The following is a 14528-nucleotide window of genomic DNA, read 5'->3' as shown; positions in this document are numbered from 1 at the left end:
AAGATGGCTATCGCTTTACAACTTCAACGCCAGCGCATTCGCCTGCTGCTGGCGCTGCTTTTTGGTGCCTGCGGGACGCTGGCCTTTTCGCCCTATGATTTCTGGCCGGCTGCCATTGTCTCGCTGGCAGGTCTGCAAGGACTTACGCTTAACCGCCGCGCCATTCAAAGCGCCTGGATAGGCTTCTTCTGGGGCCTGGGGCTGTTTGGTTCAGGAATTAACTGGGTCTACGTCAGCATCGCCCAGTTCGGCGGTATGCCCGGCTTCGTTAACGTCTTCCTTGTCGTGCTGCTCGCCGCTTACCTTTCCCTGTATACCGGGCTGTTTGGTGGTCTCCTCAGCAAGCTGTGGCCGAAAACGACCTGGTGGCGCGTGGCCATTGCCGCACCAATGCTATGGCAGCTTACAGAGTTCCTGCGCGGTTGGGTGCTAACCGGTTTCCCGTGGCTACAGTTCGGCTACAGCCAGATTGATGGACCGCTGAAAGGTGTCGCGCCAATCTTCGGCGTTGAGGCCATCACCTTCCTGTTGATGATTATCAGCGGCCTGATTGTTTACGCCCTGCATGAGCGCAAATGGCGCCCGGCAGTGATTGCCGCAGCCCTTTTGCTGCTGCCGTGGCCACTGCGCACTATTCAGTGGTTCCATCCAGAAAAAGACCGCACCGTGGATGTGGCTATGGTGCAGGGGGATATCCCTCAGTCCCTGAAATGGGATGAGAACCAGCTGCTGAACACGTTAAAAATCTATCTGGATAAAACCCAGCCGCAGATGGGAAAAGCCCAGCTGATCATCTGGCCTGAATCCGCCATTCCCGATCTCGAAATCAACCAGCAGCAGTTCCTGACCACGATGGATGATTTGCTGCGCTCGAAGCACAGCTCGCTTATCACCGGTATTGTTGACGCGCGCCTTAATAAGCAGAACCGCTACGACACCTACAACACCATCATTACTTTGGGCGAAGGTAACAAATACAGCTACGGCAGCACCGACCGTTATAACAAGAACCATCTGGTTCCGTTTGGCGAGTTTGTCCCGCTCGAATCTATTCTGCGTCCGCTGGCGCCGTTCTTTGACCTGCCCATGTCGTCCTTCAGCCGCGGGCCTTACCTCCAGCCGCAGCTTCTGGCTAACGGCATTAAGCTGACGCCAGCTATCTGCTACGAGATTATTCTTGGCGAGCAGGTACGCGACAACTTCCGGCCGGATACCGATTTCCTGCTGACTATCTCTAACGATGCATGGTTTGGTAAATCCATCGGTCCGTGGCAGCACTTCCAGATGGCTCGTATGCGTTCACTTGAACTGGGTCGCCCTCTGCTGCGAAGCACCAATAACGGCGTGACCGCCGTCATTAACGCCAGCGGTGACGTTGACGCAATGATCCCACAGTTCAAACGTGAAGTGCTGGAGGCGAAAGTCACGCCAACTACCGGTCTGACTCCCTATGCCCGCTTTGGTAACTGGCCGCTGTGGGTCCTGACGCTGATCTTTGGTTTTAGCGCCGTTCTCATCAGCCTGCGCTGTCGCAAAAAAGCTTAATCCTCTCAAATCTGGCCAGCAAATCTGCTGGCCTTTTCATTTCTGGCACATCAATTGCTTAGTAAAAACGAGATAAAGCACGACTGAAACGGTCGATGGGGAAGCGGCGATCGCACGCCACGCCGGTCTGCACCAGCGGATAGCATCGCGAGCACTGAATTGGTGCAATGGCAGATTTTTGCCTTTAAACGGTGCGGCCCTCCTCGCAAAAATAAACATTTGAATAGCAATATCTTTACATTCAGCTAGGTTAAATGTTAACAAAAGGCGACATTTCGCCCGTTTTATTCGGCTTGATAAAAAAAATACACACAACACACATCAGGTATCAGTGCCGTTCCTGGCACTCATATTAAGGAGTTGGAAATGCAATTGAGAAAACTAGCACCGGCTTTGCTGGTCATGGGAATGAGCGCTGGCCTTGTCCACGCTGAAGATGCAAAAGCTGCATCAGGCGTACAAAGCACGCTGGACAAAATCAAAGCTAATGGCGTGATTGTCGTCGGTCATCGCGAGTCTTCTGTTCCTTTCTCTTATTATGATAACCAACAAAAGGTTGTTGGCTACTCACAGGACTACTCTAACGCTATCGTTGAAGCCGTTAAAAAACAGCTTAACAAACCAGATCTGCACGTGAAGCTGATTCCAATCACTTCGCAAAACCGTATTCCTCTGCTGCAAAACGGGACCTTCGATTTTGAGTGCGGCTCTACTACCAACAACCTGGAACGCCAGAAACAGGCTGCTTTCTCCGATACTATCTTCGTAGTGGGTACTCGCTTACTGGTGAAGAAGGGTGGCCCAATTAAAGATTTTGCCGACCTGAAAGGGAAAGCGGTTGTTGTGACCTCCGGTACCACCTCAGAAGTGCTGCTGCATAAGCTGAACGAAGAGAAGAAAATGGACATGCGCATCATCAGCGCCAAAGACCACGGTGACTCCTTCCGTACGCTGGAAAGTGGCCGTGCGGTGGCGTTTATGATGGATGATGCTCTGCTGGCGGGCGAGCGTGCTAAAGCGAAGAAACAGGATAACTGGGACATCGTAGGCACTCCGCAATCACATGAAGCCTACGGCTGTATGCTGCGTAAAGACGATCCGGAGTTCAAAAAACTCGTGGATGAAACTATCGCCAAAGCCCAGACCTCAGGCGAAGCGGCCAAATGGTTTGATAAATGGTTTATGAATCCAATCCCACCGAAAAACATCAACATGAACTTCGCTCTGTCTGACGACATGAAAGCCTTGTTCAAAGAGCCAAACGATAAAGCACTGAACTAATTAGAACTAAGGGGCCGGGATGACCCGCCCTCCCGATTGACGAACTGAAGCCAGGACAGACTATACGCTGGATGGCCGTTCCCCATCCGGCGTAAATAAATAGGCTTCTCATCAATCTTCGAGGGTAGCGCTGCTTGCTACCCTCAATTTTTCCTGGAGTACGTTATGTCTATAAACTGGAACTGGGGGATCTTTCTGCAGCCCGCCCCGTTCGGCAACACTACCTATCTGGGCTGGATCTGGAATGGTTTCCAGGTCACCGTCGCCCTTTCCGTTACTGCCTGGATAATCGCCTTCTTCGTCGGCTCACTGTTTGGCATTCTTCGCACCGTCCCTAACCGCTGGCTTTCCAGTATTGGGACTCTGTATGTCGAATTATTCCGTAACGTGCCGCTAATCGTGCAGTTCTTTACCTGGTACCTGGTGATTCCGGAGCTGTTACCTGAAGACGTCGGTATGTGGTTTAAAGCAGAACTCGATCCAAACGTGCAGTTTTTCGTATCCTCAATGCTGTGCCTTGGCCTGTTCACCGCAGCCCGTGTTTGTGAGCAGGTGCGTGCCGCCATTCAGTCTCTGCCGCGCGGTCAGAAAAATGCCGCCCTGGCGATGGGCCTGACGCTCCCACAGGCATACCGCTATGTTCTGCTGCCTAATGCCTACCGCGTTATCGTGCCGCCAATGACTTCAGAGATGATGAACCTGGTGAAAAACTCCGCCATCGCCTCAACCATTGGTCTGGTGGATATGGCCGCACAGGCGGGCAAACTTCTGGATTACTCGGCTCACGCCTATGAATCCTTCACCGCGATTACCCTCGCCTACGTCCTGATTAACGCGGTCATCATGCTGATCATGTACGTGGTTGAGCGCAAAGTACGCCTGCCTGGCAATATGGGGGGCAAATAAATGTACGATTTTGACTGGAGTTCCATTATCCCCGCCATGCCGTATCTGATGCAGGGTCTGGTTATCACCCTGAAGATCACAGTTACGGCAGTCGTGTTCGGCATTTTGTGGGGCACCCTGCTAGCCGTCATGCGGCTGTCACCTCTTAAACCTGTTGCATGGTTTGCGAGCGCTTACGTTAACGTCTTCCGCTCCGTGCCGCTGGTGATGGTGCTGCTATGGTTCTATCTCGTGGTTCCTGGTTTCTTGCAAAAAGTACTGGGTCTGTCGCCACAAACGGATATTCGCTTAATCTCCGCCATGGTCGCGTTTTCAATGTTTGAAGCTGCCTACTACTCGGAAATTATTCGCGCCGGTATCCAGAGCGTCTCCCGCGGGCAATCTGGCGCAGCCCTGGCGTTGGGCATGACCCACTGGCAGTCAATGAAACTCATTATTTTACCGCAGGCCTTCCGGGCCATGGTGCCTCTTCTGTTAACCCAGGGCATCGTGCTGTTCCAGGATACTTCACTGGTCTATGTATTAAGCCTTGCCGACTTCTTCCGCACCGCCTCAACCATTGGCGAACGTGATGGAACCCAGGTCGAAATGATCCTGTTTGCCGGCCTGGTCTACTTTGTTATCAGTCTTAGCGCCTCGCTGTTGGTCAGTTATTTGAAGAAAAGGACAGTGTCATGATTTCCTTGAAAAATGTTTCTAAATGGTACGGCCACTTTCAGGTGCTAACCGACTGTTCAACGGAAGTGAAAAAGGGTGAAGTGGTCGTCGTATGCGGACCATCTGGCTCCGGTAAATCCACGTTAATCAAAACCGTGAATGGCCTGGAATCCGTGCAAAAAGGCGAAATTGTCGTTAACGGCACCCAGGTTAACAGCAAAAAAACCAACCTTGCTGAACTGCGATCGCATGTGGGTATGGTGTTTCAGCATTTTGAACTGTTCCCTCACCTGTCGATTATTGAGAACCTCACGCTGGCGCAGGTGAAAGTCCTCAAGCGCAATAAAGAAGAGGCGCGTAAAAAAGGACTCAAACTGCTCGAGCGTGTAGGTCTGACTGCCCATGCCGATAAGTACCCGGCGCAGCTATCCGGCGGTCAGCAGCAGCGCGTAGCCATCGCACGTGCGTTGTGTATGGATCCTGTGGCGATGTTGTTTGACGAACCAACATCCGCCCTCGATCCAGAAATGATTAACGAAGTGCTGGACGTGATGGTTGAACTGGCTCATGAAGGGATGACAATGATGGTGGTGACTCACGAAATGGGCTTCGCCCGTAAAGTGGCACACCGCGTCATCTTTATGGATGAAGGCAAAATCGTCGAGGATTCTAATAAAGAAGACTTCTTTAATAATCCTCAGTCTGAACGCGCAAAAGACTTCCTCGCCAAGATATTGCATTAATAAACTGTCCCAGGAGAAAGAGGTATACCTTTCTCCTGGGAGAACGCCTCGCCGCATAACATTCAACAAACAAATACAAAAACCAATCACATTCAAACTATTTATAATCACGCCTACGAACATCCTGCAATGTCACTTATTCAAAAACACCTAAGCGAAGCATTATTAAAATATTATTTTGTGATTATTCAGAATTCAGCGCGGTAGAAAGCATGGACAAATGATTAACAATAGATCTATGATCGGCAATCACTGTTTTTATATTAGTCATCCTTTTATATTGACCAGATCAATATTTCTCCGTGTTTATGAGGCTGTAAATGATTTCTAAAACTCTGCAGGTTTCTTTGTTGCTCATGGCAGCAGTCAGTGTGACATCATGCGCGAGAAAGCCCCTCGTTGCACCAACCAAAGTGGCGGCGGGAATGCCAACAAATCAGCAACAGTGCCGCAACGAACTTTCCGCACTGCAAACACTGGATAAATCCTCCTACGATCTTTACCTGAGCCAGTTCAATAAAATTAATAAAAGCTATGAGGTTTATATCAAAAATAAACCTATTATCAGCAAAGATGCTTCAGACGTAATGGCTGCAGAGATTGCAAACAAACTCAAAGTGGTTTGTTCACGTGTGAATGATGCAGTATTTCAGAACATGGAAAAGCGTCGACAAGAGATTATTGATATATGAAACCCAAGTATTTTCGCATCGTCTTTCTCCTGGGTTCGATAACAGCTTTTTGCGCTCGGGCTGATGACAGTTTTGAAATGCTTAATACCCTGCGCCAGGATGGCCTTATTGGCAATGAGGCCTCAACAGTCTTTACTGAGTCAGCAGGCTCCTCTGATACCCAAAATCCCAAAAATAGTGCTACGGCGACAAGCTCAAAACCGATAAATAAAACCGTCAAAAATACCGATACAAAGAAATCGTCAGCCGGGGGGCATACAAATGCCAAATCCAGACAGGCGACTCAGCCAGCAGCCAGCAGTTCTGCAGTTGAGAAAGACAAAATCGTTGCTGAACAGCGAATCATACATCTTGATAAACTTTTAAAGCAGCAGACCGCAGAAGCCAGCGCGCTGAACCAGCAGCTTAAGTCTTTCCAGGACGCGGCAAAAAGCGCCGAGGCGAAAAATGCCAACCTCACCGCTCAGCTTGCAACCCTCCAGAAACAGCAGGGGGCCAGCTCCAGCGATCTGAAAAGCCAGCTGCTTAAATCGCAGGAGGATGCAAGGGTCGCGGCCAGCGCCCGGACTGAGCTGCAGGCTAAGCTTGATAAGCTCACAAATCAGCAGACCGCAGAAGCCAGCGCGCTGAACCAGCAGCTTAAGTCTTTCCAGGACGCGGCAAAAAGCGCTGAGGCGAAAAATGCCACCCTCACCGCCCAGCTCGCAACCCTCCAGAAACAGCAGGGTGCCAGCTCCAGCGAGCTGAAAAGCCAGCTGCTTAAATCGCAGGAGGATGCAAGGGTCGCGGCCAGCGCCCGGACTGAGCTGCAGGCTAAGCTTGATAAGCTCACAAAGCAGCAGACCACCGAAGCCAGCGCGCTGAACCAGCAGCTTAAGTCTTTCCAGGACGCGGCAAAAAGCGCCGAGGCGAAAAATGCCACCCTCACCGCCCAGCTCGCAACCCTCCAGAAACAGCAGGGTGCCAGCACCAGCGAGCTGAAAAGCCAGCTGCTGAAATCGCAGGAAGAAGCAAAGCTCGCGGCCAGCGCCCGGACTGAGCTGCAGGCTAAGCTTGATAAGCTCACGAAGCAGCAGACCGCAGAAGCCAGCACGCTGAGCCAGCAGCTTAAGTCTTTCCAGGACGCGGCAAAAAGCGCCGAGGCGAAAAATGCCACCCTCACCGCCCAGCTCGCAACCCTCCAGAAACAGCAGGGTGCCAGCACCAGCGAGCTGAAAAGCCAGCTGCTGAAATCGCAGGAAGAAGCAAAGCTCGCGGCCAGCGCCCGGACTGAGCTTGAATCGCAGTTAGATAGTTTGAAAAAGCAGCAAGTCGTTGAGATCACCGCTCTGCAGAAACAGCTTAGCGAAGCACAGGTTGCAACGCAGCTTGCTATCAAAGATAAAACTGAGCTGGCAGCTCGAAACACAGCTCAGGATAACAAGCAGAGCACGGATAATGCAGAGCTAACAAAGCAACTATCAGCGGCCCAGGCCCAGGTGAAGTCTTACGAAGCCAGCCAGAAAGAAGCTGAAGAAACACTGGCGTCATTACAGAAAAAGCTGAAGGATACGGAAACCAGTTTAGACAGTGCTAAAAAGGCTAAGGCTTCAGTGGATACCGTCACTGTTAACGGCAACAGCAGCGCGGAGGCTCGCGAGGCCTATACATTAGGCTATTACTTTGCTGCAAGCGTTGAGAAGAGTGGCGTGATTGCACCGATGAACAGAAATGTGCTCGGCACTCCGGAATTCTTACAAGGTACCGTCGACAGACTGAAAGGTCGTCAGCAGTTAGATCAATCCCAGATGGGGAAAGTCCTCTCCGCCATCAACAATTCGATAAAAAACAGGATTGAGTCTGAAGGTAAGAAAAATGGACGTGTCACTCAGGAAGTACTCGCAAACGCCTTGAAAATGGATGGGGCGAAAAAAACCAAAAAAGGGGCGATTTACGTCATCGAATCTAAAGGGAATGGGCCAAAAATCACGCAAAAAAGCTCAGTTAAGGCGCTACTGACTGAAACATTGAGCAATGGGCAAGTCATCTCCCGGGATGAAAGCATCAGTAATTTTGTTTATGAAATGCCCAAGGAGATGCAGGAAGTTCTTGTTCAGCTCTCCACAGACGGTTCAGCCACGCTGTATGTTCCACCTGAGCTGGCTTATGGGAAAGAGGGGATTATCGGCAGCATCCCTCCAAACGTTGCATCGATTATCAACATCAAAATCGTTGCGACTAAAGGCTAAGCAAGGCTCTTCTCCTCTACATAGCAGCGACAATAAAAAAGGCCCTTGGGGCCTTTTTTACTGCTAAGGTTCAAAGGGTCGGCGATGGAATTGATTATGCCCACACTTAGGGCACGCAGGCAGGACATCTGGCGTATAGACAGCCAGGTGGAAATGACAATTCTCACAAACCAGATTACCAAGACCGACGACTTCACCGCTGTGGTACACACCGTGATGGTTAAGATCCTGGAAGACTTCCCGCCACTCCAGCTGCGTTTTATCCGTGATATCCGCCAGCTCCTGCCAGAGGCTCTCTTTGATGACGCGCATGAATACGCTATCGGTAAATTCATCCTGGCTTTCGTTGTAACTACGGGCAAACTCTTCCAGGTCGCGACGCACAGCCCGCGTCACTTCATCCACTTCGGTGCGGGTCAACTCCCCAGTTTCGTTCATGCGTTTACGCGCGCTGGCGACCAGTTCGTCGATATCGCGCTCTCCGTTGCGTAACCGTTCGGTGAGCGAGGCCACCAGTTCACGGTAAAATTGCGCCACCTTATTCATCGTCTGCCTGCCTCCATGAAGAGTTTCCTGCATTCTTAGGTCATGTAACCTACTCTAATAGTAGACCTTAATTGGCCATCGCTTTGTTAGATTGCCCACACGCAAGGTAAAAAACTGCAAAGGAGAAATGGTCTGCCGGGGTGTCGAAAGGCTGTTTTGCCGCTGCCTTATCAGCTATGCTATGCGGATCTGAAACCTAATACGTTACAGGCTACAACTTGTAGCTGTCTTTCATTACAGGACCACTGGCTACCATGCAAGAGCAATACCGCCCGGAAGAGATAGAATCCAACGTCCAGCAACACTGGCAAGAGAAGCGTACCTTTGAGGTCACCGAAGACGAAGGCAAAGAGAAATACTACTGCCTGTCCATGCTCCCCTATCCTTCTGGCCGACTACATATGGGCCACGTCCGCAACTACACCATTGGCGACGTTATCGCACGTTACCAGCGTATGCTGGGCAAAAACGTTATGCAGCCAATCGGCTGGGATGCGTTCGGCCTGCCTGCGGAAGGTGCAGCGGTAAAAAACAATACCGCGCCCGCGCCGTGGACATATGACAACATCAATTATATGAAGAACCAGCTGAAAACGCTGGGCTTTGGCTATGACTGGAGCCGCGAGCTGGCAACCTGTACCCCGGAATATTACCGCTGGGAACAGCAGTTCTTCACTCAGCTGTACAACAAAGGGCTGGTTTATAAAAAAACCTCCGCCGTTAACTGGTGCCCGAACGATCAGACCGTGCTGGCCAACGAACAGGTTATCGACGGCTGCTGCTGGCGCTGCGACACCAAAGTTGAGCGCAAAGAGATCCCGCAGTGGTTCATCAAAATCACCGCTTACGCAGATGAACTGCTTAGCGATCTGGATACGCTGGATCAGTGGCCAGATCAGGTTAAGACCATGCAGCGTAACTGGATTGGCCGTTCTGAAGGCGTGGAAATTACCTTCGGCGTTGAAAACAGCGCAGAAAAACTGACGGTCTATACCACCCGCCCGGACACCTTCATGGGTGTGACCTATCTGGCGGTGGCGGCGGGTCACCCGCTGGCACAGCAGGCGGCGGTCAACAACCCAGCGCTCTCTGACTTTATCGAGGAGTGCCGTAACACCAAAGTTGCCGAAGCAGAAATGGCGACCATGGAGAAAAAAGGTGTGGCGACGGGTATTAACGCCATTCACCCGCTTACCGGCGAAACCGTTCCTGTCTGGGTTGCGAACTTCGTCCTGATGGAATATGGCACAGGTGCTGTGATGGCAGTACCAGGCCATGACCAGCGCGACTGGGAATTTGCGACCAAGTACAACCTGCAAATCAAACCGGTTATCCTGAATGCCGACGGCAGCGAGCCAGACTTGTCTGCACAAGCCATGACCGAAAAAGGCACCCTGTTTAACTCAGGTGAGTTCGACGGACTGGACTTCCAGAATGGCTTTAACGCCATCGCGGATAAACTGGCCGAAAAAGGCGTAGGCGTTCGTAAAGTTAACTACCGTCTGCGTGACTGGGGTGTCTCTCGCCAGCGCTACTGGGGCGCACCGATTCCAATGGTGACCCTGGAAGACGGCACCGTTATGCCAACCCCGGAAGACCAGCTGCCGGTTATCCTGCCCGAAGACGTCGTGATGGACGGCATCACCAGCCCAATCAAAGCCGATCCTGAGTGGGCAAAAACCACCGTTGACGGCAAGCCTGCGCTGCGTGAAACCGACACCTTCGACACCTTTATGGAGTCTTCCTGGTACTACGCGCGCTACACCAGCCCGCAGTACGACAAAGGCATGCTGGACTCCAAAGCGGCCAACTACTGGCTGCCGGTTGATATCTACATTGGCGGCATCGAACACGCTATCATGCACCTGCTCTACTTCCGCTTCTTCCACAAGCTGATGCGCGATGCGGGCATGGTGACCTCCAACGAACCGGCTAAGCAGCTGCTTTGTCAGGGTATGGTGCTGGCAGATGCCTTCTACTACACCGGCGTAAACGGCGAGCGCAACTGGGTTTCCCCGACCGACGCTGTCGTTGAGCGCGATGAGAAAGGCCGCATCATCAAAGCCTCTGACGCACAGGGCAATGAACTGGTCTATGCTGGCATGAGCAAAATGTCGAAGTCGAAGAACAACGGCATCGACCCGCAGGTGATGGTTGAGCGTTACGGCGCGGATACCGTTCGTCTGTTTATGATGTTTGCGGCACCGGCAGATATGACGCTCGAATGGCAAGAGTCCGGCGTTGAAGGGGCCAACCGCTTCCTGAAACGCGTCTGGAAACTGGTATACGAGCACACCAGCCGTGGCGAAACGCCAGCGCTGGATGTTGCTGCATTAAACGAAGATCAAAAAGCCCTGCGCCGCGACGTTCATAAAACTATCGCCAAAGTGACCGATGATATCGGCCGTCGTCAGACCTTCAACACGGCTATTGCCGCGATTATGGAACTGATGAACAAGCTGGCGAGAGCGCCGCAGGAAAGCGAGCAGGACCGTGCATTGCTGGGCGAAGCTCTGCTCGCCGTGGTGCGTATGCTTTATCCGTTCACCCCACACGTTTGCTTCGATATGTGGCAGTCGCTGGGCGGTGAAGGTGAAATTGACAACGCGCCGTGGCCACAGGCTGACGAAAAAGCAATGGTGGAAGACTCCCTGCTGGTTGTCGTACAGGTTAACGGCAAAGTTCGTGGCAAAATCACCGTTCCGGCGGATGCCACAGAAGAACAGGTCCGTGAACGTGCAGGTCAGGAACATCTGGTCGCGAAATATCTTGAAGGCGTCACCGTGCGTAAAGTGATTTACGTTCCGGGTAAGCTGCTCAACCTGGTAGTGGGCTAAGCGCAGGAGGAACCGTGCGAAATCCCTTTGTCACCTTGTTAGTTACTTTGGCGGTGCTGGTCACCGCCGGGTGTGGTTTTCACCTGCGTGGCAACACGCAGGTACCCAATGAAATGAAAACTTTGATCCTGAACTCCAGCGATCCAAACGGTCCATTAACACGTGAAGTTCGCTCTCAGCTGCGTCTGAACGGCGTAACGATTGTGGAAGACACCGGCACTGGTGTACGCAAAGATATTCCGTCTCTGCGCATACTGGGAAGTTCGCTCGGCCAGGATACCGTGTCCATCTTCCAGGATGGCCGTACTGCGGAATATCAAATGGTGATGATCGTCAGGGCTCAGGTTCTGATCCCAAACCACGATATTTATCCGATCAGCACGAAAGTGTATAAATCGTTCTTTGATAACCCATTGACCGCTCTGGCAAAAGATGCAGAGAGAGATGTGTTAGTCAAGGAGATGTACACCACATCAGCACAACAGCTGATTCGGAAACTGCTGGCTGTCCATACGGCTGACGTTGCAGAGACCAAAGAGGCAGAAGAAGCGGCGACGAGCAATACGCCTGCTGCTGATGCAACTTCTGGTCGTGTGACCACAACGTTGCCAGCAACAACCAGTAGCCAATGATCCGTTTGTACCCGGAACAACTCCGCGCGCAGCTCGATGAAGGGCTGCGCGCGGCGTATCTGCTGCTCGGTAACGATCCGTTGCTGTTGCAGGAGAGCCAGGACGCCATCCGACAGACTGCGATTACCCACGGCTTTGAAGAGCATCACACGGTGCAAATCGATGCCAGTACTGACTGGCAGGCAGTTTTCTCTGTCTGTCAGGCATTGAGCCTTTTTGCTACCCGCCAGACCCTCCTGCTTCAGCTTCCCGATAATGGCCCCAATGCGGCAATTAACGCTCAGCTCGAAACGCTGATCGGTTTGCTGCATGACGATCTTCTCCTGCTGGTTCGTGGGAATAAACTCACAAAAGCACAGGAAAATGCGGCCTGGTATTCCCGGCTTGCAGACAAAAGCGTGGTAGTCACCTGTCAGACGCCCGAACATGCGCAGCTACCGCGCTGGGTTGCTCAGCGGGCCAAACAGCTCAACCTCTCTCTTGATGATGCCGCCAACCAGCTGCTTTGTTACTGTTATGAAGGTAATCTGCTGGCACTTTCTCAGGCGCTGGAACGGTTATCACTCATCTGGCCGGATGGAAAACTTACGCTGCCAAGGGTTGAGCAGGCGGTCAGTGATGCCGCTCATTTCACTCCGTTCCACTGGGTGGATGCCGTGCTGGGGGGTAAGAGCAAGCGCGCTATCCACATCCTTCAGCAGCTTCGTCTTGAAGCAAGCGAGCCGGTAATTTTACTGCGCACCATCCAGCGCGAGCTGATGCAGCTGGTGAATCTCAAACGCCTGTCGGCAACCACGCCTCTGCGCACGCTTTTTGATCAACAACGAGTCTGGCAGAACCGACGGGCGCTGGTCACCGAAGCATTGAACCGACTGACTGAGGCGCAGCTGTACCAGGCTGTGCGTCTGCTGAGTAAGATTGAACTGACGCTAAAGCAAGATTACGGACAATCCGTCTGGGCTGAGCTGGAGGAACTTTCCTTACTGCTGTGCCATAAAGCCCTGCCGGATATCTTTATCCATGGCTAAACAGCGTCTTCCGCTATGCGCTATCTATGGCGGAACCTTTGATCCCATTCATTACGGTCACCTGAAATCCGTTGAAGCTCTGGCAAAGCTGGCTGCACTTCACCAGGTGACGATTATGCCAAACAATGTCCCCCCACATCGCCCCCAGCCTGAGGCAAGCAGCCAACAGCGTAAAGAGATGGTGGAGCTGGCAATCGCAGGAAACCCACTGTTCAGGCTCGACGCCCGTGAGCTACAGCGATCAACCCCCTCTTACACTGTCGAAACGCTTGAACAGATACGAGCTGAGCATGGCCCGGAGCAGCCGCTGGCGTTTGTTATTGGCCAGGACTCGCTGTTGAGCCTGCACCACTGGCATCGCTGGGAAGCCCTTACAGGGTTATGCCACCTGCTGGTTTGTCAACGCCCCGGCTATGCTATCGCGATGGACAATGCCGACCAGCAACGCTGGCTGGACAGCCACCTGACGTCACACGTTAACGATCTGCACTCCGCGCCCGGCGGGAAAGTTTTCCTGGCGCAAACGCCACCGTATGATATTTCCGCCACCGTCATTCGTCAGCGGCTTGAAAATAATTTGCCGTGTGACGATCTGGTGCCTGCCCCGGTGCTTGAGTTTATTCATCTGCATCATCTCTACCGCAGCGTACCGGAGGCAAAATGACATTGTGGCTGGTTCGCCACGGGCAAACTCATGCCAACCTGGCAGGATTGTATAGCGGAGCTTCGGAAACTGAACTGACCGGGACGGGCATCATCCAGGCTCAGGCCGTCGGTAAAATGCTTGCGTCGGTCCCCCTGGACAGAGTCCTTTGCAGTGAGCTTGGCCGGGCAAAGCACACGACAAAGCTGATTTTGCAACAGCGAGATATCCCCGTCGCTATCGAGCCGCGCCTCAATGAGATGAACTTTGGCGACTGGGAAATGCGCCATCATAGTGAACTTAAGCTTGCCGACGCGGAAAACTACGCGGCCTGGTGTCAGGACTGGCAGAACGTCATTCCGGGCAACGGCGAAGGTTTCCAGCTTTTTGCGCAGCGGGTCGCTTCGTTTAGCGAATCAATAAAACAGACTGGTGGTGAAGAAAATATCCTGATTGTCAGTCATCAGGGCGTGCTGAGCCTGTTGATTGCCTCGATGCTAAACATGCCGGCGGCATCACTCTGGCATTTTTTAATTGAGCAAGGTGCATGGAGTGCCATTGATATTCATGAAGGCTTTGCCACCCTGCGAACTTTAAACAATCGAGCAGAATACCAGGCGTTGACACCCCACCACGAGAGTTAAAGCGACCAGCCATTGACTCTGCCCCTCAGGCTGTTATGCTCCGCTGCCATAATTTCCTGCCCGTATGCATGACTTACCAAAAATAGTTTTACAAAAATGGCGATGCAAAACAGGTCACTCGGTGGGATGATAGCCCACCTTGAGCG

At 52.3% G+C, this 14528-nt stretch carries 13 protein-coding genes; 12 read left to right on the top strand and 1 reads right to left on the bottom strand.

Features of this window, described 5'->3' with window-relative positions; all coding sequences use genetic code 11:
- Window positions 1-3: 3 nt before the first annotated feature.
- The 7 genes from lnt to HYQ67_RS11165 all read left to right on the top strand — a co-directional run bounded on the left by lnt (window position 4) and on the right by HYQ67_RS11165 (window position 8052).
- On the top strand, window positions 4-1545 hold the full coding sequence (gene lnt / locus HYQ67_RS11195; protein WP_202303773.1) for an apolipoprotein N-acyltransferase: 1542 nt from the start codon (window positions 4-6) through the stop codon (window positions 1543-1545).
- A gap of 366 nt (window positions 1546-1911) precedes the next feature.
- The gene (locus tag HYQ67_RS11190) at window positions 1912-2826 is read left to right on the top strand and encodes an amino acid ABC transporter substrate-binding protein (protein WP_202303772.1); all 915 of its coding nucleotides are present in this window, start codon (window positions 1912-1914) and stop codon (window positions 2824-2826) included.
- Window positions 2827-2991: 165 nt separating this feature from the next.
- Window positions 2992-3732: an amino acid ABC transporter permease gene (locus HYQ67_RS11185; protein ID WP_202303771.1), complete on the top strand. Its 741-nt coding sequence runs from the start codon at window positions 2992-2994 to the stop codon at window positions 3730-3732.
- Window positions 3733-4410 carry a glutamate/aspartate ABC transporter permease GltK gene (gltK, locus tag HYQ67_RS11180; RefSeq protein ID WP_202303770.1) on the top strand — a complete coding sequence of 226 codons (678 nt, stop codon included), beginning with the start codon at window positions 3733-3735 and terminating at the stop codon, window positions 4408-4410.
- Window positions 4407-5132, top strand: a complete 726-nt coding sequence (locus tag HYQ67_RS11175) for an amino acid ABC transporter ATP-binding protein (RefSeq protein ID WP_202303769.1) — start codon at window positions 4407-4409, stop codon at window positions 5130-5132. Before gltK ends, HYQ67_RS11175 begins: the two co-directional genes overlap by 4 nt.
- 320 nt (window positions 5133-5452) lie before the next feature.
- The gene (locus HYQ67_RS11170) at window positions 5453-5824 is read left to right on the top strand and encodes a hypothetical protein (protein WP_237391204.1); all 372 of its coding nucleotides are present in this window, start codon (window positions 5453-5455) and stop codon (window positions 5822-5824) included.
- Window positions 5825-5901: 77 nt separating this feature from the next.
- The gene (locus tag HYQ67_RS11165; RefSeq protein WP_202303768.1) at window positions 5902-8052 is read left to right on the top strand and encodes an FKBP-type peptidyl-prolyl cis-trans isomerase N-terminal domain-containing protein; all 2151 of its coding nucleotides are present in this window, start codon (window positions 5902-5904) and stop codon (window positions 8050-8052) included.
- A gap of 63 nt (window positions 8053-8115) precedes the next feature.
- Here HYQ67_RS11165 and HYQ67_RS11160 read toward each other — a convergent pair whose 3' ends face one another.
- Window positions 8116-8598 carry a zinc ribbon-containing protein gene (locus tag HYQ67_RS11160; protein ID WP_202303767.1) on the bottom strand — a complete coding sequence of 161 codons (483 nt, stop codon included), beginning with the start codon at window positions 8596-8598 and terminating at the stop codon, window positions 8116-8118.
- Between the two features lie 254 nt (window positions 8599-8852).
- Here HYQ67_RS11160 and leuS point away from each other — a divergent pair, with 254 nt between their 5' ends.
- From leuS to HYQ67_RS11135, 5 genes are read left to right on the top strand one after another with little or no spacing between them, the layout of a single operon-like run.
- Window positions 8853-11435 carry a leucine--tRNA ligase gene (gene leuS / locus HYQ67_RS11155; RefSeq protein WP_202303766.1) on the top strand — a complete coding sequence of 861 codons (2583 nt, stop codon included), beginning with the start codon at window positions 8853-8855 and terminating at the stop codon, window positions 11433-11435.
- 14 nt (window positions 11436-11449) lie between these two features.
- Window positions 11450-12067, top strand: a complete 618-nt coding sequence (gene lptE, locus HYQ67_RS11150) for an LPS assembly lipoprotein LptE (protein ID WP_202303765.1) — start codon at window positions 11450-11452, stop codon at window positions 12065-12067.
- A complete protein-coding gene (gene holA / locus HYQ67_RS11145) occupies window positions 12064-13095 on the top strand; it encodes a DNA polymerase III subunit delta (RefSeq protein WP_202303764.1) in 1032 nt (343 codons plus the stop codon). Before lptE ends, holA begins: the two co-directional genes overlap by 4 nt.
- Window positions 13088-13759 carry a nicotinate-nucleotide adenylyltransferase gene (gene nadD / locus HYQ67_RS11140; protein ID WP_202303763.1) on the top strand — a complete coding sequence of 224 codons (672 nt, stop codon included), beginning with the start codon at window positions 13088-13090 and terminating at the stop codon, window positions 13757-13759. The genes holA and nadD overlap by 8 nt, the downstream gene beginning before the upstream one ends.
- The gene (locus tag HYQ67_RS11135) at window positions 13756-14382 is read left to right on the top strand and encodes an adenosylcobalamin/alpha-ribazole phosphatase (RefSeq protein ID WP_202303762.1); all 627 of its coding nucleotides are present in this window, start codon (window positions 13756-13758) and stop codon (window positions 14380-14382) included. Before nadD ends, HYQ67_RS11135 begins: the two co-directional genes overlap by 4 nt.
- The last annotated feature ends 146 nt before the right edge of the window (window positions 14383-14528 follow it).

Origin of the sequence: Dryocola clanedunensis subsp. sulfonylureivorans, assembly GCF_016756775.1 — a bacterium.
GTDB lineage: Bacteria > Pseudomonadota > Gammaproteobacteria > Enterobacterales > Enterobacteriaceae > Dryocola > Dryocola clanedunensis.
This window is presented reverse-complemented; position numbering and strand designations above follow the sequence as displayed.